General features: G+C 41.6%; 16 protein-coding genes, 1 tRNA gene and 3 rRNA genes. 7 read left to right on the forward strand and 13 right to left on the reverse strand.

From position 1 onward, the window contains the following. Positions 1 to 82: 82 nt before the first annotated feature. Complete coding sequence (locus KJA62_RS00190) at positions 83 to 1438, reverse strand: hypothetical protein (RefSeq protein WP_246481868.1); 1356 nt, start codon at positions 1436 to 1438, stop codon at positions 83 to 85. 220 nt (positions 1439 to 1658) lie between these two features. Between KJA62_RS00190 and KJA62_RS05180 the strand changes: the two genes are divergently transcribed. The 3 genes from KJA62_RS05180 to KJA62_RS00205 are packed head-to-tail and all read left to right on the forward strand — an operon-like array spanning position 1659 to position 4198. Further along, a complete protein-coding gene (locus KJA62_RS05180) occupies positions 1659 to 2300 on the forward strand; it encodes a DUF8085 domain-containing protein (RefSeq protein ID WP_246481869.1) in 642 nt (213 codons plus the stop codon). Between the two features lie 47 nt (positions 2301 to 2347). Beyond that, positions 2348 to 3721 (forward strand): alanine/glycine:cation symporter family protein, encoded by a 1374-nt coding sequence (locus KJA62_RS00200; RefSeq protein WP_246481870.1) that lies wholly within the window; start codon positions 2348 to 2350, stop codon positions 3719 to 3721. Positions 3722 to 3745: 24 nt separating this feature from the next. Then, positions 3746 to 4198: a YbhB/YbcL family Raf kinase inhibitor-like protein gene (locus KJA62_RS00205; protein WP_213318045.1), complete on the forward strand. Its 453-nt coding sequence runs from the start codon at positions 3746 to 3748 to the stop codon at positions 4196 to 4198. Here KJA62_RS00205 and KJA62_RS00210 read toward each other — a convergent pair. The 4 genes from KJA62_RS00210 to KJA62_RS00225 form a co-directional block, all read right to left on the reverse strand. After that, positions 4195 to 4863 carry an SET domain-containing protein gene (locus KJA62_RS00210; RefSeq protein ID WP_213318046.1) on the reverse strand — a complete coding sequence of 223 codons (669 nt, stop codon included), beginning with the start codon at positions 4861 to 4863 and terminating at the stop codon, positions 4195 to 4197. The genes KJA62_RS00205 and KJA62_RS00210 overlap by 4 nt on opposite strands. A 28-nt stretch (positions 4864 to 4891) precedes the next feature. Beyond that, entirely contained in the window at positions 4892 to 5692 is an 801-nt protein-coding gene (locus KJA62_RS00215; RefSeq protein ID WP_213318047.1) for an MBL fold metallo-hydrolase, read from the reverse strand. Further along, positions 5689 to 8169, reverse strand: a complete 2481-nt coding sequence (locus KJA62_RS00220; RefSeq protein WP_213318048.1) for an FtsK/SpoIIIE family DNA translocase — start codon at positions 8167 to 8169, stop codon at positions 5689 to 5691. The genes KJA62_RS00215 and KJA62_RS00220 overlap by 4 nt, the downstream gene beginning before the upstream one ends. A gap of 71 nt (positions 8170 to 8240) precedes the next feature. Next, positions 8241 to 8314: transfer RNA gene (locus tag KJA62_RS00225), tRNA-His, on the reverse strand. 496 nt (positions 8315 to 8810) lie between these two features. Here KJA62_RS00225 and KJA62_RS00230 point away from each other — a divergent pair. The 3 genes from KJA62_RS00230 (at position 8811) to rrf (ending at position 13758) form a co-directional block, all read left to right on the forward strand. Further along, positions 8811 to 10360 (forward strand): 16S ribosomal RNA (locus tag KJA62_RS00230). Positions 10361 to 10586: 226 nt separating this feature from the next. Continuing rightward, positions 10587 to 13527 (forward strand): 23S ribosomal RNA (locus KJA62_RS00235). Positions 13528 to 13643: 116 nt separating this feature from the next. Beyond that, positions 13644 to 13758, forward strand: a 5S ribosomal RNA gene (rrf, locus tag KJA62_RS00240). Together the 16S, 23S and 5S rRNA genes form the textbook arrangement of a ribosomal RNA operon. Positions 13759 to 14035: 277 nt before the next feature. Here rrf and KJA62_RS00245 read toward each other — a convergent pair. The 5 genes from KJA62_RS00245 to hctA all read right to left on the reverse strand — a co-directional run bounded on the left by KJA62_RS00245 (position 14036) and on the right by hctA (position 17795). Beyond that, complete coding sequence (locus tag KJA62_RS00245) at positions 14036 to 14200, reverse strand: hypothetical protein (RefSeq protein ID WP_213318049.1); 165 nt, start codon at positions 14198 to 14200, stop codon at positions 14036 to 14038. 17 nt (positions 14201 to 14217) lie between these two features. Then, on the reverse strand, positions 14218 to 15510 hold the full coding sequence (nqrF, locus tag KJA62_RS00250; RefSeq protein WP_213318050.1) for an NADH:ubiquinone reductase (Na(+)-transporting) subunit F: 1293 nt from the start codon (positions 15508 to 15510) through the stop codon (positions 14218 to 14220). Between the two features lie 120 nt (positions 15511 to 15630). After that, positions 15631 to 15984, reverse strand: coding sequence for a preprotein translocase subunit YajC (gene yajC / locus KJA62_RS00255; RefSeq protein ID WP_213318051.1), 354 nt, complete (start codon positions 15982 to 15984; stop codon positions 15631 to 15633). 72 nt (positions 15985 to 16056) lie between these two features. Then, a complete protein-coding gene (gene rlmD, locus KJA62_RS00260) occupies positions 16057 to 17310 on the reverse strand; it encodes a 23S rRNA (uracil(1939)-C(5))-methyltransferase RlmD (RefSeq protein WP_213318052.1) in 1254 nt (417 codons plus the stop codon). Positions 17311 to 17429: 119 nt separating this feature from the next. After that, positions 17430 to 17795, reverse strand: a complete 366-nt coding sequence (gene hctA / locus KJA62_RS00265) for a histone H1-like protein HctA (protein WP_213318053.1) — start codon at positions 17793 to 17795, stop codon at positions 17430 to 17432. A 263-nt stretch (positions 17796 to 18058) separates the two neighbouring features. Between hctA and KJA62_RS00270 the strand changes: the two genes are divergently transcribed. Then, on the forward strand, positions 18059 to 20812 hold the full coding sequence (locus KJA62_RS00270) for a hypothetical protein (protein ID WP_213318054.1): 2754 nt from the start codon (positions 18059 to 18061) through the stop codon (positions 20810 to 20812). On the opposite strand, the gene hemG is transcribed toward KJA62_RS00270, so the two are convergent. The 3 genes from hemG to hemE are packed head-to-tail and all read right to left on the reverse strand — an operon-like array spanning position 20807 to position 24442. Next, positions 20807 to 22084, reverse strand: a complete 1278-nt coding sequence (gene hemG, locus KJA62_RS00275) for a protoporphyrinogen oxidase (RefSeq protein ID WP_213318055.1) — start codon at positions 22082 to 22084, stop codon at positions 20807 to 20809. The two genes, KJA62_RS00270 and hemG, sit on opposite strands and share 6 nt — an antisense overlap. Further along, a complete protein-coding gene (gene hemN / locus KJA62_RS00280) occupies positions 22081 to 23469 on the reverse strand; it encodes an oxygen-independent coproporphyrinogen III oxidase (protein WP_213318056.1) in 1389 nt (462 codons plus the stop codon). The genes hemG and hemN overlap by 4 nt, the downstream gene beginning before the upstream one ends. Continuing rightward, on the reverse strand, positions 23456 to 24442 hold the full coding sequence (gene hemE, locus KJA62_RS00285; RefSeq protein ID WP_213318057.1) for a uroporphyrinogen decarboxylase: 987 nt from the start codon (positions 24440 to 24442) through the stop codon (positions 23456 to 23458). The genes hemN and hemE overlap by 14 nt, the downstream gene beginning before the upstream one ends. Positions 24443 to 24482: the final 40 nt, after the last annotated feature.

A 24482-nucleotide genomic window follows, 5' to 3' on the forward strand; every position in this document is an offset into this window, starting at 1 on the left:
CAAAAAACAAAGATCTGATTATAAGGGAATCTAGATAGTGGACAACAGCTTTTTCCCTAGGATTCGTTTAATAACTGGAGGATTATGCATAAATGCTTACAGATCCGTTGAGATGAATGCGCACAGAAATCGTGTCTGAAAAAACGTTCAATCCTCCGAAAGTACTAGCAGTTTCGACGAAATCCAAAACAGTACCTTTGGGCAGTAATTGTTTTTGCAGCATATCCTTCTCAGTTTTCAACCCTTTCGCCAATAAGGACAGGGTGGCAGAAAAGACCTGTCTGAGACGAGGCTCAATACCCACAATTGTATTGGGCGTGATGGCAGCAAGTCCTACAGTTAGGGCGGGTAATCCTTTGATGTCTCTTTCCAAGTATTCCCCGCCGGTTGAGTAAAAAGCGGAAGTAATATATTCCATCTCTTCAGAAGAAAGATTGTGAAAGCTCCAGAAAAGAGCAGCGGCTTCACTCGGAGAAGAAATATTCATTAATGAGGAAAGGCGGACAAGCGTCATGTCTGATTTGGATTGACCTTCTAGACCTAGTTTATTTGCGCGAAAATTTAGATAGCGAGAAAAAGCTTCCTCCACAGTTGAGTTTTGCTGGAGGTAAGCAGAAAAGACTTGCAGATTTTGAAAAAAATCTTCTTTGTAAGATCCTGATCCAAAAGCATCTAAGTTGTATAGGCACACGTCCAAAAGGACTACAGGATGTTTCGTCCTACCCAACTGAAGCAACTTCTTCGATGGAGATTTGGTTAAGGATAGAAGATCGCCATAATTTCCTAATTTTCTAAGAGAAAGAAAGGCATCTTTTTGTTCTGTAGACAATCGACTATAAGAGGGACTTAACTCTGGAAAAGCCTTTAAGACAAGCATAGCTTTGTCATAAAATAATGCTGGATCGTTTTCCGTAAAGTATGGTTGGAATAGTTGCCTTGCTTTGCGTGAGCATCCAATATTTTTAAGCACTAAAGAAGTTTCCAAGATCTTGACAGAGTTATCAAAAGCTTTGGGCGAGTTCAAGTATTTAACTAATTGCTTATGCAAAGATTGAAATAACTTGAATGAGGGCAAGGCTTCATTCGATTTTACCAGCTTAGTTAAAGTTACATACGACAACCGAGACCCATTCAACAGAAGGTGTAGGTATATGAGAGAGCGGATGGTGGAGTCAAACTCTGGAGATTCCCTTTCGAATAATGTTTCTGAAGAGTGTTGAGAGCCTTCATCAGTGTTTAGACGCTGGGCAGACAAATGTGCAGGGACGTCTGCGAGCCAAAGGAGCTCCGGATATTGTCGTAATTTCTGCTCAATCCAGAGTTCTGAGCCAATTTTTGCTGCGGCCTTGCCTGGAGTAGAAGAAGAGTTAGGCAAAGGGAAAGATGGAATCGGCGTAACTAGGAGCGCCAAGAAAAGACCACAAAGAAACCTACACATACTGAAATGCCTTTTTTTAGTTGATCGACTCCCAGTTTTAAGCGGGGCTTAACTCGGGAAACCCATCCTTCATAACAAAATGGCCAATATCAAATCAACTCGAGAAAAACAAGTAATCTTTGCAGATAAAAATATTTTTATTCTCAATAAATTGCTCTCTCGAACGATTTTTTAATGGAAAGTTGGTATAATTTCCCAAAATTTGTTAGAAATCATAACTATGAAGAACAGTCTAAATGCCAGCTTGTTGTTTATCCTTTGTTCGAGTGCTTTGTTACTCACTGGGTGTATGAGATCAGATAAGATAGGCAGTTCCACGAAAAACCCTTCTTCTGGTACAATGGAGCGCGTCGAAGGCAGGTCTTTGCCCAAAAAGTTTGGGGTAAAGAGGCTGCTTTCTAGGTCTCGAAGAAAGAAGAAGGGAAAGCATACCTTGACTGGTAAGTTTAAGGATTACTCAGCTAGCGTTTCTGAGCAGGACAAACGTGATATGAAGTTTGTCGTGTCTTCTGCTGCAGAGAAATCGACCGTGTCTTTGGCTCTGTCTCAAAGAAAAATTTTGGAAGCTTTGGACAGAATTCAGGAAATACATCCTCTAGCTCTTCTAGAAACCCTAGCTTCCGATCCTTCCTTAGTCGAGGGATTAGAGAAAATGCGGGGGCGAGACTGGGTCTGGAATCTTTTCACAGAAAAGCTCGGGGAGGCTTTTTCATTGGCGGCTTCTCAGGGTTTGCTCTCTTCCAGTAACGTAGAGTCTTTTTCTACTTCCTTAGGGATAGATGCTAAGGTGGTCTCGGATCTTGTTCAAGGTGAGAATTGGTCAGAGCTTTTGGATGCGGCAATGACCTCCCAAAAGGCCTAAAAAGATTTTCTCAATACGTGCCAGAGTAAAGTAATTTTAATTTTGAAATGTCTATGTATTTTTTAGATGCCCTTAACGAGATAGTTTCTTCTTATATCATATTCCCCTTGATCTTATTTCTTGGAGGAATGTTAACTCTAAGATTTCGTGGAGTGCAGTTTACTAGGGCTCTTCAGGGGTTTCGCTTTATGCTTGGCCAGGAGCTAGAGAAAACCGAAGGGATAGTTGGAACTGTTTCTCGCTACGAAGTCATAGCTACAATTTTGGCGGGTAATTTTGGTACTGGCAATATCGTTGGTATGGCGATGGCTCTTAGTTGCGGTGGACCCGGCGCTATTGTGTGGATCTGGGTTGCCGGGATGCTCGGCTCTGCTTTGCAGTTTTTTGGGTCTTACATAGGTATAAAGTACCGCTATCTGAATAGCCAAGGAGAATTTTTAGGAGGGCCCATCGGTTGTTTAGTAAAAGGTTTACAAAGTAAGGTGTGTGCCGCATTTTTCTGCATTTTTATGCTGATCACAGCATTTTCTGCAGGAAATATTGTCCAAGTTAGTTCTGTAGTGTCTCTATGTTCTAAAGGTTCTCCCTTGGTGGCTTCCCTCATTGGTTTGTTAATCATGTTTTTAGTGATTCCTGTGTTAGCTGGCGGAAAAGTTCGGGTGATGCGTTTTTCAGCCAAGATAATTCCCTTTGTAGCGGGGTTTTATTTTCTTGCTTGCGTGACGGTCATTGGAATTCATTCTAATAATATTGTTGCAGCTTTGAAAGATATATGGAGCTCGGCTTTCGGGATCAGTGCTGTTGCAGGAGGGGTAGGTGGTTATTCCTTGTCAAAAGTTTTGTCAACAGGGGTTAGCAGAGCAGTTATGGCTACAGATTGTGGCAGTGGTATGGTTGCTGTTCTTCAGTCAAATTCTCGGTCGCGTAGCCCAGCTATAGACGGTCTTGTTACTTTAGTTCCCCCCATTGTTGTTTTAATTGTGTGTTCATTAACTACTTTGGTGTTGCTTGTTTCGGGAGCATATTCTTCCGGTGAAACAGGAACGCTTATGATTATAAAAGCTTTCTCAGACTCTTTGGGCCCCTTAGGTATGCTTGTTGTTATCATTGCGATGTTGTTGTTTGGATTCACGACTTTGTTGACATGGTTCGTTTGCGCAGAAAAAGGGTTGTCTTATTTCTCTTGCAGTTCATCGCTTAACTCTGGGTTGAAAATAGCATTCATAGCACTTATTCCTTTTGGTGGGCTTATGGATGTGCGGCTTGTTTGGATTCTAGGAGATATTGGCTTTACCGGGATGGTCTTTTTCAATTGTTTGTCTGTTATTGGATTGCTTGGTAATATCATTTCTTTGAAAAGACAAATAGAGAATTTGTCAGAAGTTCCCTTCGTAGCCATGGATAGGGGACTTCAAAAATAGGGACGAATTGCAGGGATTGTTGTTATGGAGCTTATTAGTCCATCGTTTTCTTATGGAGGGGAGATTCCCGTTAAGCATACTTGCCAAGGAATAGAGGTTTCTCCTGAGTTGATGTTTCTAAATGTGCCCAAACACACTAAGACTTTGGCATTGATAATGGAGGATCCCGATGTTCCGGAGTACGTTAGAAAGGACCAACTATGGATTCATTGGATCGTGTACAACATTTCACCTGAAACTACAGGTGTAAAAGAGGGTGAAGTCTTGCCCGCTTGTTTTGGGATAAACACGTCTGGAGCTTCAGTGTACCAGGGGCCTTGCCCTCCGGATAAAAGGCATCGTTACTTTTTTACCTTATATGCGCTGGATTGTTCCCTGGAGCAAGAAACAGCAATGACCAGGGACCGGCTTTTAGCTTCAATGGAAGAGCATATATTGACAAAAGCTGAATTGATGGGAACTTATGAGAAGCTTTAGCTTTCTCTGGGGATGAACTCGTCTCGTTTTTTTCTGTGCTTCCAGTAGAGGGGTCCATAGTGGTAGCAGATCTCTTCGCCTTTTTTTACAAGCCTAATAGTGCGGATAATGACGTGAAAGAGTCCATCATGAAAAACGCCTATAGCTTCTGCGTTAGGATTGTCACTATGGTTAATAAACCGAGTAAAGTTTCCGCAGGTTCCGCTATCAATTGTGAAGTATTTTATTGTAAATAGTGGCAGAGGATAGCGAAAACAGTAGTCATTTTCATCCATCCACACAGCTTTTCTTTTTCTCAATATGCCAGTGTATTCTCCGATATAACTCCATGCCGGAATGTTTTCCAAAGCGAAAACTCCGTATCCAATATTAGAGTTAATCCAGGAAATAACGAATGAGTTAAAAGAAGGAGTCTCCAATTCTTTTTTGTGAAATTTACCTAACCATTTGGAAGAAAGGGAAACTAAGTGACGTTTTTCGGCCTTTTTACAAAGATGCTTAATAGCCGCTTCTACTTCCCAATCGGAAAATGTTAAATTAGGGAGGAATTGAAAGTTTAAGAGTTGCGATGCTCTGTCTATGGAGTATGAGGTTCCCTGGTCAGGGCCTCCTCCTAGGGATAGATTGATAAAATTTAAGTCGTTCTCTGTATCAGTAGTGGCCATGTGGAAAGAGTAGGTTGTTCCAAGCCCATTATAGAGACGATATTAATTTTGTCGATTTTTCAAAAAACAATGGTTCAGAAAGTTTGTCTTGATAAGCTATTTTCGGAGTTACAGAAGAAATATCTGATAAATAATGGCTGATTTTATCAAAAGCTAGTTGTTCGGTATTTGTCTCGGCAGAGAGGTGAGCTAGGTACAATCCCTTCAGCCTAGGGGACGTTATTTGCATTAGCAGTTTGCCACATTCGTCGTTGGAAAGATGGCCTAGCTTGCTTAACACCCTGTTCTTGTATATTGACGGACGAGAAGAGCGGAGCACCATGTCTGGTTCATGGTTTGCTTCAATTACCAAATACTCGCAATCCATGAGGTCGGTAATAAGAAGAGAAGTGACAAAGCCCGCATCTGTGCAAAAACCCAGCCTTTCGCCTTGGTAGGAAAAAACAAACCCGACAGGGTCTGCTGCATCGTGGCAAACACTGAATGATCGGATAATTAGATCTTGAAAGCTGAAAGTGTCTCCAGTAGAAAATATTTTAAATTGAGGATGAAATTCCAGGGATCGGCACAAAGATTTAGCTGTTTCCAAATTAGCTATCACTGGTGTGCCAAAAGTTTTTGCAAAGCTTTTTATTCCTGCTGTGTGGTCAGTATGTTCGTGCGTGACTAGTATAGCCTGTATATCTTCGGGATGAATGCTCAGTTCAGATAATCTGGACAGGACGGTATTCTTCCCAATCCCCAGATCTATTAGAATTTTACAGCTGTCTGTTCCTAAAAAAAAGCAGTTCCCTTTAGAACCTGAAGCTAAGGGGCAAAAACCTATCATTGCAAATGCTCTGGGGGTTGTAATCGAGATAAAATTTTCCTAGGTTTAGCTCCCTCTGAAGGACCTATCACTCCGGCTTCTTCTAATTGATCCATCAAACTTGCTGCTCTGGCGTATCCAACTTTTAATTTTCTTTGTAAAAAAGTCGTAGACGCATTGCCTGTCTGCAAAATAAGATCCTTAGCTTGTTGTAGAAGAGGATCTTTTTCTGAAAAGTTTACGTCACAACTAACGTCTGAAGTATCGAAAGAGGGGACAATATAATTGGTTGGAAACTTTTTGCGTAGGTCCTGAATGACTCTGTTGATATCATCATCTCGGATATACGCGCCCTGAGCTCTTATGGTTCCAAAACTTGAGGGAGATAGAAAAAGCATATCCCCGTTCCCCATCAAAATTTCCGCTCCAGGTTCATCTATAACAATTTGGCTATTGATTCTACTAGAAACTTTAAACGATATTCTTGATGGGAAGTTTGCTTTGATCAGCCCCGTAATTACTTCTCTTGAGGGCCTTTGTGTGGCAAGGATAAGGTGAATACCGACTGCTCGAGCCATTTGAGCTAATCTAACAATAGGGGTTTCAACATCTTGGGATGATGATAAGAGCAAATCAGCTAATTCATCAATTATTCCAACGATGAAGGGCATTTTTTCGGGAATTTCTATGTCTGACGAATTTTCAATTTCCTCATCGACGGAGCGAGAGTTAAAGGACTGGATATTTCTTAATCCTAATCTTCTAAGGATTTCATAACGATGTTCCATTTCTCTTACCAGCCACATCAAAGCAGAATGGGCATCTTTAGCTTCTGTCACAACAGGTGAAAGCATGTGAGGTAATTCAGAATAACCAGTAAGCTCTACTTTTTTGGGATCAACAATAACTAATTTGATGTCAGATGGATGGGTTGTCATTATGATGGACATCACGATAGCATTGATGCACACAGATTTCCCCGATCCTGTCGTTCCTGCAATAATCAAATGAGGCATGGTAGCTAGATCTGCCCAAAGATTTTCTCCATTGGCTTTTTTCCCTAGAAGAAGTGGAATTTGAAGTTTTGTAGAAGATTTTCTGTAATCCTCCAGTAAATCGCGAAAATTAACTTCTTGGGGATAGGGATTTGGAATTTCAATTCCTACAGCAGCCTTTCCTGGGATGGGAGCAATAATCCGAATGCTGGAGGCTTGTAGGTTCAGAGCGATATCATTTTCTAGCGCTTTGATCTTTTGCACTTTCACCCCCGTTTGTGGTAAGACTTCAAAAGAGGCTAGTGTTGGCCCAGAACAGATATTTCCTAGGGAAACTTCTATACCAAAACTGGAAAGAGTCTCATGAAGTACCTGCGCTTTGTTTTTTAGCTCTTCCTTTAAAGAGAGGTTGGAGTTAGAAGTTTTTTTGCTTAGCAAATGACAATCTGGAAGAAATTCTTCAGGGCAGCGCAGGGGGGTAGTTCTCTGAAGTTTTGAGGGTTGCCTTGTGATGTTACTTAAAGGTGTCTTTTGAGAAGGGAGAGGTAATGGGGTAATTTTAGAAGACTTTTTCGAAGAGTCTATGTTTAGAGAGGATGGGGGGAGTGTTCCTCCCTTAAGGTTGTTGAGAGATTGGTAGTCATGAGGAAGGGGTGAGGGCTCTTGAATAAAATTCTTGAAAGATCTCTCTTGGGGATGAGGGGTGAGTAGAAGTAGAGAATCCTGTGAGCCAGTGGGAACTAGATGAGAATTTTTTGATGACTCTGAAGAAGAAATAACGGTTGGGACTAAAGGACTACTAGGTTGTTTAGAGGTAATTTTTATGGATGGTTTTGGTAGGTATTTTCCTTTGTCTAAAAGATTTGCCATGGCTTTTCGTGAAAAAAGGAATAGGCGGTAGAAGTATTTTTTTGCCAGCCCTCCCAAAATTTTTTTTTTCGCGAAAGCGAAACCATTAGTCAGGTAAAGCAGAGAAGCAATTAGGGAGATAGAAAAAAATACAGCAGTACCTACACGTCCGATCAGGTGTTTTACACATATGGACTGTCCTGTATACGCGATGTAGAAGGGAATACCTCCTAGGTAAGAGACAGGAGAGTTTAACCCTATAGAAAATTGCGGTAACTTATTTTCTAGGTAGGAGGGTAAAGTCGTTGTAGGAGAGACCATCGATAGCAGGAAGGAGAGAGACACTAAGATTGTAGCCAGGGCTAGGTGTTTTTTTCTGATTAGTTGGAGAGGTGTTTTTCTAAAATTAAATATAGATAAGAGGAGGAGATAAGGAGGAAAAGCCAGTGCAGCAGCACCAAAAGAATAGGTAAGAATGGTGCTTAGAGACCACCCCAATAAACCTATCCAGTTTTGGGTGCACGGCTGATTAGGGTGAAAGCTAATCAAACTTAAGCAGGAGAAAAAAGACCAGAACAAATAAATAATGGCTTTGACTAAAGGAGGAAGAGAAGGGAGGAGAGAAAACTTCGGAGCTTTTTTTTCCTTAGACATTGTCCGCCTTGGCATGGTGATCGCACTTGTTGTTATAGCAATAAAATCAAAAGAAAAAAAGCACAAAGGAGGGCGAACGACGGGGCTTGAACCCGCGACCTTCGGAACCACAATCCGACGCTCTAACCAGCTGAGCTACGTTCGCCAGGAAACTAAGTTGGGGGCATTCTAAGATTTTTCTGTTGATAATTCAAGGAAAAGAAGAGTTTTAGAAGTAAAAGGCAAAATCGGGAACGGAAACTTTACTCTATTATAAGTTAGGCGTTGATTAAATTTTTTTTACAAGAGGGAAAGGGTTTTTCTAGAGGAGTTGGATAGCTGGCATAATGGAAAGTCATTTGTTCGCTGTGATGAACATCATTTTTTTTGCCTTCACAATAGATTCTCAAGGCGTTTTGAAGTTTTTTTCGAAAAAAATAACAGCATTGTTGTTGCATAAATAAATGGCTTTATTGTAATATCTCGATTTCTTCTTCGCTGCGATCCAAGCAGGGAAAGAAACAGCTCCTCTGAGAGGGAGTGAGGGCGGCTAGGTTAGCGTCTTCGAAGTCTTGACAATGCAAATGAGATAGAATGCAGGCCAATATATAAAATGCTTGTGAGGATTTTTAAAAAATCCGTTGATTAATTTGATTTATTTTTTTTCTGAGAATTTGATCTTGGTTCAGATTGAACGCTGGCGGCGTGGATGAGGCATGCAAGTCGAACGGAGCAACAGCTTGCTGTTGTTTAGTGGCGAAAGGGTTAGTAATACATAGATAATCTGTCTTTAACTTGGGAATAACGGTTGGAAACGATCGCTAATACCGAATGTGGTGCGCAAAGGATTCTTTAGCGTATTAAAGAAGGGGACCTTCGGGCCTTTCGGTTGATGAAGAGTCTATGGGATATCAGCTTGTTGGTGGGGTAAAGGCCTACCAAGGCTATGACGTCTAGGCGGATTGAGAGATTGACCGCCAACACTGGGACTGAGACACTGCCCAGACTCCTACGGGAGGCTGCAGTCGAGAATCTTTCGCAATGGACGAAAGTCTGACGAAGCGACGCCGCGTGTGTGATGAAGGCTTTAGGGTTGTAAAACACTTTCGCCTGGGAATAAGGGATTTTGGCTAATATCCAGAAAACTTGAGCGTACCAGGTAAAGAAGCACCGGCTAACTCCGTGCCAGCAGCTGCGGTAATACGGAGGGTGCTAGCGTTAATCGGATTTATTGGGCGTAAAGGGCGTGTAGGCGGAAAGGAAAGTTGGATGTTAAATCTTGAGGCTCAACCTCAAGCCAGCATCCAATACTATCTTTCTAGAGGGTAGATGGAGAAAAGGGAATTTCACGTGTAGCGGTGAAATGCGTAGATATGTGGAAGAACACCAGTGGCGAAGGCGCTTTTCTAATTTACTCCTGACGCTGAGGCGCGAAAGCAAGGGGAGCAAACAGGATTAGATACCCTGGTAGTCCTTGCCGTAAACGATGCACACTTGGTGTGGATGGACTCAACCCCATCCGTGTCGTAGCTAACGCGTTAAGTGTGCCGCCTGAGGAGTACACTCGCAAGGGTGAAACTCAAAAGAATTGACGGGGGCCCGCACAAGCAGTGGAGCATGTGGTTTAATTCGATGCAACGCGAAGGACCTTACCTGGGCTTGACATGTATGCGACCGCGGCAGAAATGTCGCTTTCCGAAAGGACGGATACACAGGTGCTGCATGGCTGTCGTCAGCTCGTGCCGTGAGGTGTTGGGTTAAGTCCCGCAACGAGCGCAACCCTTATCACTAGTTGCCAGCACTTCGGGTGGGAACTCTAGTGAGACTGCCTGGGTTAACCAGGAGGAAGGCGAGGATGACGTCAAGTCAGCATGGCCCTTATGCCCAGGGCGACACACGTGCTACAATGGCCGGTACAGAAGGTAGCAAGACCGCGAGGTGGAGCAAATCCCAAAAGCCGGCCCCAGTTCGGATTGTAGTCTGCAACTCGACTACATGAAGTCGGAATTGCTAGTAATGGCGTGTCAGCCATAACGCCGTGAATACGTTCCCGGGCCTTGTACACACCGCCCGTCACATCATGGGAGTTGGTTTCACCTTAAGTCGTTGACTCAACCTTTTTAGGAGAGAGGCGCCCAAGGTGAGGCTGATGACTGGGATGAAGTCGTAACAAGGTAGCCCTACCGGAAGGTGGGGCTGGATCACCTCCTTTTAAGGACAAGGATGGTTGTTTTTGACAACCTGACTAGGTTGGGCAAGTGTTTTATATCCTCATTCTGTCTCTTTTGCGTTGTCAAGTGTTGTTCTCTATACATTCAAGAATATTGTGATTAAGTATGTTATGTAAATAATGGTATCAAGTATTTTCACATATAGTAGTAGACGTTTAAGAATACAGTTTATGGTGAAAGTTGACTTGCATGGATCAATAATTTACAGGCCAAGTTATTAAGAGCTATTGGTGGATGCCTTGGCATCGACAGGCGATGAAGGATGCGTTTACCTGCAGTAATCCTCGGCGAGTTGGTATAAGCTATGACCCGGGGGTATCCGAATGGGGAAACCCGATAGAACTAATATTCTATCATTATACGCTGAACACATAGGCGTATAAGGCGACACCTGCTGAACTGAAACATCTTAGTAAGCAGAGGAAAAGAAATCAAAGAGATTCCCTGTGTAGCGGCGAGCGAAAGGGGAGGAGCCCAAACCGTATTTTCAATGCGGGGTTGTAGGGTCGATAACACGAGATTTTAAGTTTTAGCTGAATATTTCTGGAAAGTTAAACGATACAGGGTGATAGTCCCGTAAGCGAAAAAACAAGAGACTCTATTCGATTCCTGAGTAGGACCAGACACGTGAAACCTGGTTTGAATCTGGGGAGACCACTCTCCAAGGCTAAATACTAGTCGATGACCTATAGCGAACCAGTACTGTGAAGGAAAGGTGAAAAGAACCCTTGTTAAGGGAGTGAAATAGAACCTGAAACCAGTAGCTTATAAGCGGTCGAAGGCCTATGGCTTCTTTTAGGAGTTACGGCTGACGGCGTGCCTTTTGCATGATGAGCCAGGGAGTTAAGTTAAACGGCGAGGTTAAGGGATATACGTTCCGGAGCCGAAGCGAAAGCGAGTTTTAAAAGAGCGTTTAGTCGTTTGATTTAGACACGAAACCAAGTGATCTATTTATGACCAGGTTGAAGCATGGGTAAAACTATGTGGAGGACCGAACTAGTACCTGTTGAAAAAGGTTTGGATGAGTTGTGAATAGGGGTGAAAGGCCAATCAAACTTGGAGATATCTTGTTCTCTCCGAAATAACTTTAGGGTTAGCCTCGGATATTAAGCTTTTGGGGGTAGAGCACTGAATTCTAGCGGGGGTCTACCGACTTACCAACGGAAATCAAACTCCGAATACCAAAAGCGAGTCCGGGAGATAGACAGCGGGGGCTAAGCTTCGTTGTCGAGAGGGGAACAGCCCAGATCGCCGATTAAGGTCCCAAATTTTATGCTAAGTGAGTAAGGAAGTGGTGATTCTAAGACAGTTGGAATGTTGGCTTAGAGGCAGCAATCATTTAAAGAGTGCGTAACAGCTCACCAATCGAGAATCATTGCGCCAATAATAATCGGGGCTAAGCATAAAACCGACATCGCGGGTGCACATTTTTGAGATGTGCGCGGTAGGAGAGCGTAGTATACAGCAGTGAAGATGTATCGTAAGAAGCGTTGGAGCGTATACTAGTGAAGATCCATGGCATAAGTAACGATAAAGGGAGTGAAAATCTCCCTCGCCGTAAGCCCAAGGTTTCCAGGGTCAAGCTCGTCTTCCCTGGGTTAGTCGGCCCCTAAGTCGAGGCGGAAACGCGTAGACGATGGAGTAACAGGTTAAATATTCCTGTACCACCTAAAACTATGGCAATGGAATGACGGAGTACGTTAAGCACGCGGACGATTGGATGTGTCCGTAGCACAATGAGGCTGGTTAGTAGGCAAATCCGCTAACATAAGGCTAGGTTGTGATTAAGGGAAATCTTCGGAGGAACCGATAGTGTGGCGCAAGGCTTTCAAGAAATAATTTCTAGCCGTTGATGGTGACCGTACCAAAACCGACACAGGTGGGCGAGATGAGTATTCTAAGGCGCGCGAGATAACTTTCGTTAAGGAACTCGGCAAATTATCCCCGTAACTTCGGAATAAGGGGAGCCTTTTGGGGTGATTGTCTTTACGGCATGAGCTCTGGAAGGCCGCAGAGAAATGGCCCAGGCGACTGTTTAACAAAAACACAGCACTATGCAAACCTCAAGGGGAAGTATATGGTGTGACGCCTGCCCAATGCCAAAAGGTTAAAGGAATATGTTAGTCGTAAGGCAAAGCATTGAACCCAAGCCCTGGTGAATGGCCGCCGTAACTATAACGGTGCTAAGGTAGCGAAATTCCTTGTCGGGTAAGTTCCGACCTGCACGAATGGTGTAACGATCTGGGCACTGTCTCAACGAAAGACTCGGTGAAATTGTAGTAGCAGTGAAGATGCTGTTTACCCGCAAAAGGACGAAAAGACCCCGTGAACCTTTACTGTACTTTGGTATTGATTTTTGATTTGTTATGTGTAGCATAGCCAGGAGACTATGAGCATCTCTCGTCAGGGAGGTGGGAGTCACCGTTGAAATACTGGTCTTAACAAATTGGGAATCTAACGTTGCTCCATGAATCTGGAGAACGGACATTGCCAGACGGGCAGTTTTACTGGGGCGGTATCCTCCTAAAAAGTAACGGAGGAGCCCAAAGCTTATCTCATCGTGGTTGGCAATCACGAGAAGAGCGTAAAGGTATAAGATAGGTTGACTGCAAGACCTACAAGTCGAGCAGAGACGAAAGTCGGGCTTAGTGATCCGGCGGTGGAAAGTGGAATCGCCGTCGCTTAACGGATAAAAGGTACTCCGGGGATAACAGGCTGATCGCCACCAAGAGTTCATATCGACGTGGCGGTTTGGCACCTCGATGTCGGCTCATCGCATCCTGGGGCTGGAGAAGGTCCCAAGGGTTTGGCTGTTCGCCAATTAAAGCGGTACGCGAGCTGGGTTCAAAACGTCGTGAGACAGTTTGGTCTCTATCCTTTGTGGGCGTAGGATACTTGAGAGGAGCTGTTCCTAGTACGAGAGGACCGGAATGGACGAACCAATGGTGTGTCGGTTGTTTTGCCAAAAGCATAGCCGAGTAGCTACGTTCGGAAAGGATAAGCATTGAAAGCATCTAAATGCCAAGCCTCCCTCAAGATAAGGTATCCCTATGAGACTCCATGTAGACTACGTGGTTGATAGGTTGGCGGTGTAAGCGCAGTAATGTGTTTAGCTTACCAATACTAATATGTCCATCGACTTGGCCTTTTTGTCATAGACAAAGCTTAGTAGGCTTTGTTGTTGAGTTTGATGATCATTTGTGAGTCTTTCCATAGGCTTTCTTAAGCGTCTATTAGTATACGTGAAAACGATACCAGAATTAGCTTGGTGACAATAGAGAAGAGGATACACCTGAACCCATTCCGAACTCAGAAGTTAAGCTCTTTATCGCCGATGGTACTGTACACAAGAGTATGGGAGAGTAGGTCGTTGCCAAGTTTTCTTTTTTTATTCCTAACTGTTTCTAGTTAGATCAGGAGAGAGGTTTTAGCCTCTCTTTTTTTTTGTGCTTAGATAAGATCGTCGCAGAGAAATTTTGTGAATACGAGTCTTTTCTTTGAATTTATTAGCGATACTGATTTTTATATGGTTTTGCTTTTTAATTTTTCAACCGAAGTTCATTAGCCTCTGTTTGTAATTTTCTTTAAGGACAGGGTCTTTTCTATCCGTCAACTTCTAGTTCCCTATTGCAATTAGTTTTATTATCTTGACTTACTTAGCCTATTTTTTTTGCATGTGGCAAAGTTCTTTTAAGCTCTTTTCTTTCTTCTGGCTTTTCTTTGTATTTTGGAATGAGGAGAAAGCTTTTACCGTGCATGCTGGTAATGTAGTGGTAAGTTATGAACTCCTCTTCTGCCCTTTTAAAAAAAAGGAGCTTCAATTGAAGCTCCTCTGTTTCTAACTGCCGAAATCATCAAGGACAATAGATGATCTTTCTACTCCGTAATTATCTAGTAATTTCAGAATGCTGCTGTTGTGTAAAGGAGGACCGCAGACGTAATACAGGTAATCTTCGGGATTATCTAACTTACTCAGTTGTCCTAATTCAAAAGCTTTGAATAGAAAATTAGTTTTTATCGGATCTTTAGTATCCCAGCCACTTTGGATATCTTCAGGTAAAGGCGAAGACAGAACAAGATGATAATGAAAGTTTGGAAAGGCAGCTTCTAGCTCTCTATACTCTTTTTCGTAGATATTCTCTTTCAAGGATCTAGCTCCATACCATAGGGTGATATCTCTAGAACTGTTCTTATCTTTGAGGAGATCCATGATATGACTTCTTCCGAACGAAGATCCAGCACCTCCTATAAGAAATATCAACGGTCGTTCGTCATCTTTCATGAAAGATTCTCCGTAAGGGCCTGAAATAAGTATTTTATCTCCAGGCTTTAGGGAGAAAATATAAGAAGAACAGATCCCCCAGGGGATATCTTCTTTTGGAGAATCATTTACAAAAGGAGGGGTAGCTATTCGGATATTAAATTTCAGTATAGGAGATTCTTTGGGGTATGAAGCTAAAGAATATGCTCTTTGAATTTCATGTTCTCCTAGGAAGGAATAATCTACGGTAGTGTCAAATAAGTGAAAATGTTCCCAATCTGAAAAGTACTGGGGATCCATAGTTCTTTTCCAATCGGAAGTATTAGTTTTATAAGGCGGTACGGTTATTTGTAGATATCCTCCAGGTTTGTAGGGGACGTTGGTATTCGTATCAACTTTAACCACAAGTTCTTTGATAAAAGTGGCTACATTTTGGTTAGATATTACTTCTGCTTCCCATGTCGTAGCATTTAGATAGCGATCCTCTATTTCTAGATCAAGATCGTGCTGAACTTTGTACTGACAAGAGAGTCGCCATCCTTCAGTAAGTTGCTTTTTTGAAAATGTAGACTTATCGGTTTCTAAGGGCGTATCCGCATTTTTGATACAAACTTTACACTGCTTACAAGCTGCTTTCCCCCCACAGGGAGAAGGTATAGGGATTCCCGATGATAGAAGGGCTGACAGAAGAGATTGCCCGCTATCCACAACTTTCGTCTTGGAGTCGTCCTCGTTGATACGAAGCTTGCAAGGGCGCACCTTAACGAAGAGCCTTTTCGCAGCAAGGATAATAACTGTTAGGGAAAGACCTATGCAAGAAAAAATCAGCCCAGCTATCATTACGACATACAAGTCCTGAAGCCAATCCATAACTCAGCATATCCCTCGAAGCTAAAGGTATTGAAAGCCGAATTATAGTGCTAAAAATAAAAAAAGCAATGGATATTCTTCCAGAGAGAAGTGCCCATTGCTTAAGAGTTTCTATCTTTGTCAGGACTTGATTTTTTCTGATTTTAAGACCTCGTTGATAGCAGCTTTCAAAACTTCTATTTTCCCTGAGGTAATATTCAGAATAACGGTATGTTCTAGGACTTGGTCAACGGTTCCAATGATTCCCATTGCATTCACTTTATCGCCCTTAGATAGCTCGCTGCGTGTTTTCTCAACGGCTTTCCTCCGTTTTTGTTCTGGGCGCCAAAGGATAAAATAAAAAAAGAATATAGCGACAACCAACATCAGCGCAGAAGAGGAAAAGTTTCCTTTAGAGACAGGCTCTGACATAGACTCAGCAAAAACTGGAGATGAAAGTAATAAAAGGCAAAGGACCGAGAGAAACCAGTGCATAGAAAGACCCCCTATAGTATTCCAAAAGAAGCAAGGATAACATAGAAAAGCTTCTCAAGCAATGAGGATTTGTTAAGGTAGAGCCTTAGTTTTTTCCATCAGAACGATGTTTTCTATGTGATTAGTAAAGGGAAATTGGTCAACAGCCTTCATGGAAGTTAGTTTATAACCTTCTTTAGAGAGAGAGAGACACTCCTCCAGTTGAGTTTTGGGGTTGCAAGACACGTAGATGATACGGGGAGCATTGATTCTTATTAAATATTTTAATGTTTTTGACTGCATCCCACACCGAGGAGGGTCCACAATCACAACATCAGGGTGTAGGATTGCGGAGGTTAAAGATCTTTCTGGAGAGAAAGTTGTTAAAGACCGACAAAAGGTTTTAGCATCGCTTAAAGAAACAGAGACTTTTTCTTCTAGTTGGTTGATAAAAATATTTTCTTTAGCAGAATTTACAGCATCTGGGACTATTTCTATTCCCTGCACGGTTTTTACGGAGTCTGCCAAACAGATACCTAAAGTTCCTGCTCCGCAGAAGAGGTCCAATATTTGCTCTTTACCTGTGGGTCGTATAAAATCGGCTATGATTTGGGGAATGAGAGCAGCCTGTTGCGGGTTTGGTTGGAAGAAGCTTTTGGCGTAAACTTTGAATAGGAGGTCTCGGGCTTTAGTGGTGGCTGGAAGTTTTTGCCATAGGAACCCCTGTCCATGAAGGATTTTTTGAGAAAAGAATGTTGGATGACCTCGTTGAGCATGTTTTTCCTCCCATACTACAGAGGTGATAGGAAGGGTGGTTGCTAAAAGATTATCAACAAGGGCGTCCACTTGCTTCGGAGATAGTTTATACTCCGTAGCTCCGGAAGAGGTGATCACTATAAGTAGCTCTCCAGAGACATTACTTTTTCTTATTATAAGGGATATTAGAGAGCCTTTATTTTTTGGAGCAAAGTATGCTGAGATTTCGGGATGATTATACCACCATGAACGCACTGATTCTAGGCAACTGATAAAAGTGTCTCCTGCAACGAAGCAGGAAGCAATAGGAACAGCGAAACGAGGTTTTTTATTGGACATCAGTCCCAAGGCTTTTTTCCCGTCCACTGTTTGGAAGAAAGAGAATTCCATTTTGTTTCTGAAGTCGCTAAGTTGGGAGGCGGGGACAATCCCTAAAAAAGAAGAATGAGTTGAGAGCAGAGATGAAAACTGGGAACGAAGGTTTTCGTCCTTTACTTTTAGACTATGCTCATAGGCATCACTGGGGTAGTAGCATCCGCCACAAATGCCAAAGTGTGGACAAGCAGGGGGAGCTTTACGACTTAAAAACATCAGAAAGACTCGTAGAAAAGGAGCGATGCTAACAGAAGGAAGGCTTTTCTACAACAAGAGGTGATAAAGAAAATGGCGACACGAAGGACATGTCGCCTAGGGTAGGAGTCAAAAAGAAGTTATCTTTTCGAAGATCTTCTAGATGCTTTTTTCTTTTTAGCAACAGAAGCACATCTTTTTGTTGAGCAAGTAGCTTTTTTCTTCACTACTTTCCTCATAGGTCTAGCAGATGTTTTAACTGTCTTTTTTGATGTAGCAACACGCTTCGTAGAAGCTTTTTTAGCTACTGGTTTCCTCTTCATCAAGCCAGATTTTTCTGCTTTGATAGATTCTTTTCTATATACTTTGGCAACTTTTTCTAACTTGATAGATTGCGTACGTACTCTTTGAGCCGCAGCTTTATTGCCATTGTCTGCTTTGGAAAGATCGCTTAGAATTTTTTCTAAAAGATCTTTCATTTTTTTTGCCGTGTCTTTGAGCGCCATGAAGAATAATCCTCAAACGGGTTAGTTGTATTAGTTTCAATTTTTTTAATTAGTTTGTTGATAAGAATTCATGCAACTATTTTTTAGAGAAAAAATGTTTAGAGAAGACAAAAAAACTATGATTTGAGTTATAACGTCTTTGTTTATCAATGTTTTATTCCAATTCTTTTGTTGTTAAAATTTTTTAAAAAAAATCAGTTTTTTTTTTGTTCAAAATGCGTTTTCTTATAAGTGGAGCATCGTATTTTTGTGAGGAATGGTTTTTGACTAGATTTTTTGCGAAGATTATTAGAGTTTCCCTGCATTTCGTAATTGTCGTCAGCACCCTTTTGCCTCATCGTGATTTGATGGCCTCTGATAAGCTATTTACTGTCAATTTCCCCAGGGGAGAAAAATTCAATACCTCTTCAGGAGCAACTTTGAATGGGGAATTTAAGGGGATCCTAGATAAGAAATCTCCCCAAGATCAATGGGAGTTCTTTCAGCTATTTTTAGAAGCCGTGAAGAAAAATAGCTCGAGTTTTTCGGTGCAAGAGTTTGTTACGGTAGCAAATTTGGCTAAAGATCTTGCTTCTTCCCTCGTAAAAGATGGAACTCCTAACAAAGCTGTGGAAGTTATTAAAAATACTTTGCGTATCCCAGGTCTTCCCAAGCAAGCGAGAACAGAGCTTTTTGCATATTTACAAACTCTTAATCCAGAAAAATTATCCTTACCTCAACTTGTTGATAGGCTTTTCGGATTGCCGAAGGAAGTTCGGGATAAACTGTCTTGGAAAGATTCTTTGTTGATGGATGTGTGTAAATTAGCTCTTCTGGGTGATTACACAAATAGAAAATATGAAGTAGAGCAAGCTTTCTCTTCAGAAAAGTATTCAGAGAGTTTAATCTTAGCCGAGAGGCTTTTGGAGGACATAAGCAAAGATAAAGTTTACTTAGAACCTTACTTGTTAAAATTAGAAAAGGCCTGTCTTCTCAAGATACGCGAACTTTCAAATTTTTTCTTAGCTAAAAAGGAGGGAAAAGCAGACTGGGAGTTGATAAATTTGATGAACAAAGTCTGTTTAAAAGAAAAAAATTATGCAGAAGCATTATCTGATTTGCTAGCTCTTATGGCAAGGGGGGAAGTGCCTAGGTCCTGGGAGTTGGACAGAGTGCTGTTTTCTGATGCTTTAAATCGTAGTGTTAGCTCGTTGAGTGATGCGATTAAGGAGTTAGAAGTCTTGACAGACAGGGGGCTGTATTTGTCAGGATCTATTGCTTGCAATGGCTATTTCAAATTATTGGAGTGGTATTTAATAAGTTTTGAAAATGATAAGTTAGATAAATTGCTAAAAGTTGGGGAGAAGGAATTTTTCAAAGAAGATTCCCCTTACTACTCCAGCTATTTATTTTTTTTAGGGGCTAGCGCTTACCAGAGAGGAGCATATGCAGAAGCCTGCTCAATTTTGGAAGAAGGTTTGAAAAAAGCTACGGGGTCTTGTTGTTTTCTTGCAGATATTTGGGAGTGCTTAGGATGTAGTTTGCTGAGACAGTCTCAGCACGTAAGATGTCAAGGGCAAAGAAAGCATCTTTACTCTCAGGCAGGATTCTTTTTTCTGAAAGCTTACAAGAATTGGGCTCGGGTGGAAAGTGGGGTAGCCTGGTTTTTGTGCAAGGCACTACAAGGAGATCAAGAAAGTTGTACTGACTTTGTGCGAAAAGAGATCCAATCCATGCCGTTCAAGGAAAAAAATATGACTTTGAATTTATATGAATTATTTTTTTCTCCCCCGGAGGAACCTCACATATATCCGTTTTCTTTGAGAAAAGAAAAGAATATACAATCCTACCTGCGAGATCCTCTTTCGATAGAACTAATGACTCTTTACGAAGAAATTTTTGCTTCTTTGGTATGTTTGCTTCCTTCCAAATTTGAAATAAAACAACGGGAAGAGATAAGTGTTTTAAGGGAACTGTTGGATTTTAACACATCTAACAAGCGATCTGGAAAAAGGTTTAACGGAAGGACCTCTTTATTTTCTGACGAAATTCTTTCTCTTATAGAAGAGACAATATCTTTCGAAAATACAGAAAAAATAGGGAGAAGTCTGAGAGAGGGTTGTTGGGAAACTCCTTTTCAAGAGGCTTTAAATATGCTTTCTGCTATTAGAAAGAAGGATCTTCGAACTGTAGACAGTTTCAGTAATAAATACCTTTCCGTAGCTTCGCAATGCTATGCAGCATGCGTGTACGGGAAGAAGGTCATCATCGATCCTAGTTTCTTCCAAGAAGTATCACCGTTGGTTAGATCATATCTATTTTTAATAATATCTAAAATCCCACATTGTTTTGATCTGTGTCCAATATTTCTTTTTGAAACTATATTTCAATCAGGGGTCCCCTACGGAGATAGGTTGTTTTTTCTATTGCATCCTCACTTCATTGGAGAAAGTTCTTCAGAGACTATATATGCAGCTGCCAGCTATTTCCCGAAAAAGTTCCCTTTTTCAGCCTTTTCTTCCATTGCCTACTATCTGTCTAGTCTTGGTAGAAAGTCATTGGAAGAAAAAGAAGGAGATTTAAGAAAGGCTGTAATGAATTTAGTTGATTTCCCTTATGGGCTAGGGAAAGATGCTGCTACATCCCATGCTAGGTTTATTATACGCCTAGCTTTAGCTAGCGTCCTTATGGAAAAAAATACAGTCAGTTCTCTGGCTGATGCGACATGTATTTTAGAAGAACTTAAAGAAGAAATCTTTTCCCCCACGCATCCTGCGACAATTAGTTGGAGATCGGATAATCCTTTAGCTTTTTACAAAGCTGGGCATCAAGTTGGATCTCTTTTGGCTAAATGTTACTCTCTGCAAAACGAGGAGGCTGCATTGCTCAGTCATTTGGTGGAAAGCTTAGAAAATAACCTTTTACTGGACGTCAGAATGGGAAAATATTTTGATGGGACTCTGGCTGCATCTGAGGAATTAGGAGAGATGGCTGCTACCACCTATTATCTAGCTTCATCTAAGCAGCATTTTTCATAAAGATTCTACGAGATTGTAAGCGCTAGAAATACAACGATTAACGCCAGGCCCTACTATATGATGTCCAGCTAGTCGTATAGAATCTGGAAGAGTTCTTTTTAGCAAGGAGAGTTTATCTAGAAATCCCGGCATCAGTTGAGGGATACCTTCAGGAGCAAAAGAATAGGCAAAGGCATCAGGTTTTTGAGATATATCAAAGTATTTTTTTATGGAACGAACGCCTAATCGTAATGCTTTAGATTCTTCGAAATTGGAGTCGAGCAGAAGAGCTATTTGTGACTTTCCTGGAGAAATTTCAGGAAATATTTCTGTTGTCCAAACAATGCCTAGAATGGGAGGCTCGTCTGCAACAAGCATGCCATAACCTCTTCTATTTAAGATGTGAGGAGTATTCCATCCAAGGGAAAGACAAGCTAAAGCTCTGTCTTTTGAATTATCTAAGACTTGATCAAAAGGGAAGGAAGGAAGAAGGGCTGCCAGAGTTTTGAGATGTCCTGTATAGATGATGGTATCGGCAAAGTACTGGGATGTTAGGGTTTGTATTTGTAGATATGGACCGAGAGTTATTTTCTGGATTTCTTCTTTGTATATAGGTTGGTGAGGAATATTTTTTAGTAGTTGCTTGATTAGAGTAGACATTCCGCCCTCGGGAGTAGCCAACCTAGGACCTTTGATTTTGGTCTTATTCTGAGAGGAAGATATAAGATCATACAAGAAACTTTTAATGAGAGAGCCATACTGAGCTTCCCTCTGTTTAAGGGAAGGAAAAGCTAGAGTTGCAGATAAAATTTCTGGATATCCCGCCCGAATGCCGGTTGTGATGGGAGTGAGGATATTTTGAACCATTTTACTAGTTGCATGTCTGTCGAAAAACTCTTTTACGTTCTCTTCCTTCGATTGAGGCTTTACCATTAGGTCCTTGATAAGTGATGGTATAAGTCCTTGAGATAATAGACATGGAAGGCCTATTTTTCTTGTCTTGTTATTAAATCGCATGTAGCGTTTTTTTGCCGACTTACTACAGAATAACAAAGGAATAGAGAGCTCCTGCATAAGGCGAGTTGTAAATTGGCCATCGCCGCTAGTTAAAAAACCTTTTGGTCCTAAATCAAAATTAAAGCCTTTGGAATGTTTGGAAAGAATAAGACCTCCAGGAGTAGAAGAGCGTTCTAAAATAGTGATGTGTGCTGCGTTTCCATATTTCCTATTGAGGAGATAAGCCACAGTGAGCCCTGTTAATCCAGCGCCAATGATGACGAAACGTTTTTTCATATGGACGAAGAGAAAAGGTTAGTGATGGGATCAGTTTTGTTAAGCAGGTAAGCATCGAAGGCTGTAGCTATTACTCTGACAAACATCTCTCCCAGAGGCGTGACTGTGAGTGATTCTGGGGAGTTGTGAACGAGGCCAGCGCTTTCCATTCCAATTATCCGGGGAGAAGAAGAAGCGAAATACTTGTCAAAATCTTCTCCAAAGAGGCTAGAGAAGATTTTTTTATCTACAAAAAAAGAGCACATTATTGTGTGGATAACCCATTTTCTTATTCGATCATCTTTGGACAGAATCTTGTACTTTCTTGTGGCTAGTGTTTGGGAATTTATGGTGTTTTCATATTCTGACAGGGTTTTTGCATTTTGCAAGTAGGTCGTTCCGACAAAACCTGTTGCGGTCATTCCAAATCCGATGAGGTCATTGGCAAGAGGTAATGAGTAGCCTTGAAAGTTTCGAATTAAAGTTTTATCTAAGAAACTTTTTGCCATTTCGTCATGGGGTAAGGCGAAGTGATCCATTCCTATGGGCAGGTATCCCGCGTTTGTCAGAGCCTTCCGAGATTCTGAGTAGATGCGAAATTTTTTTTCTATATCTGGGAGGTGCTGGTCTTTAATGGCTTTTTGGTGTCGTTTGACCCAAGGAACTTTGGCAAAAGAAAATAAAGCAATCCTGTCTGGGCATAATTGGAGGATCTTCTCTATGGTTTGAGAGAAAGATTGGGGAGTTTGTTTAGGGAGCCCATAAATGAAATCCATGTTTATACTTTCGAATCCAACGGAACGAGCCTCCTTGTAAGTGGAGACAGATTGATGCTCTGTCTGGCGACGACGGACAGCTTCCTGCACTTTTGGATCTAGATCTTGGATGCCCAAACTAACTCTGTTGAACCCCAGGGAACGAAGGAACTTAGGATCGCCGGTAGTACCTGGAAGGGAGGTTCTGGGATCGATTTCTATGTTAAGTTCCTTAGAAAAGTCAATTCTAAAAGAATTGACTATCTTATCAAATAACTTCTCAAAAAGTTTAGGGGCGATTTTTGTCGGAGTTCCTCCTCCAAAATGCAGTTGCGTTACTCTTCGATTAGTCCCTATAATTTCACAAACGAGATCTATTTCTTTCATCAGGGTGTCCACATACCGAGATTCTACCTCGGGATTTCGATTGAGGACAACGGAGCAAGCGCAATACAAACACATTGTTCTACAGAAAGGAATATGAAAGTAAAGGGACAAAGGGCTTTCTTTTCTATTATCCAAATCATATAAAGCTTCTAGAGCTGGAGCAGGGGAAGCACAATCTGACCATTCAGGAATAGTGGGATAGCTAGTGTAGCGCGGGGCGGGTCCATTGAGTCCCCTTAGAAAATTAAAATTAATTCCGAACATAATCTATTAAGGCTAAAATGTTTTCTAGGGGTGTTTCTGGAAGTATTCCATGGCCCGTATTTAGGATATAGTTAGGAAAATCCTTTATTTTTTGGAATTGAGAAGCAAATTGCTTCAGTAATTCTTGCTTGGGTAATAACAGGAGTGCCGGATCAATATTTCCCTGATAAGAGATGTCTTTCCTATTTTCTCTGAGAACCTCTTCCATAGGTTGGTGCCAGTCGATACTTAGAGCTGTCGCTCCTGTTTGTTCAAGGTCTTTGATAAAAAAAGAAGAGTTTCGGCAGAAGAGAATAGTAGGGACTTTCAGTACCTGCAATTTTTTTATGAGTCTTTTATTGGTTTCTACAACGTATTTTTGGAAGAGAGAGTTGGGGAGTCTATGAGATGCAGAGTCAAATAGTTGAATAACGTCAACTCCAGCATCGACCTGGCCTTTGAGATAGTGGAAGATAGAAGAGCTGAGGGTTTCTATGAGAGAGAGAAAATATTTGGGATATTCATACCAAACTTTAGCAGCTTTGTGAAAATCTTTGGAGGATCCCCCTTCTAGTAAATACGAAGCTAAAGTGAAAGGCGATGCGGAGAATCCAATGAGCGGAATTTTTAAGGAGCGTTTTAACTCAGAAATGGCGTGGAACAAATAAGAAAAAGTTTCGGCTGGATTTTCTGTGAAGACAAGCGGATTATGGAGAGAAAAATCAATAGCTGGGCCTGGAGAGAACTTGTAGGGAATGTTAAATCCATCGAGGATAGAAAGAATATCAGCAAAAATTATGGCCGCGTCTGTTTGTAGAATTTGAGGGCCTAAAAGGGTCGCTTGTACGACAGTTTCTGTATCATGAAAAATAGAAAATAGGTCGCGATTTTTCTTTAATTTTTGGTATTCGGGCATGTATCTGCCTACCTGCCTCATAAACCAAACGGGTGTGGTTTTTGTTTTTTGAGAAAGCGCATCGAGGAAGATAGACATAAGATTTCACCTAAAAGGTTGAGCGATTTTACCCTATGGA

The organism is Chlamydiifrater volucris (assembly GCF_902806995.1).
Lineage (GTDB): Bacteria > Chlamydiota > Chlamydiia > Chlamydiales > Chlamydiaceae > Chlamydiifrater > Chlamydiifrater volucris.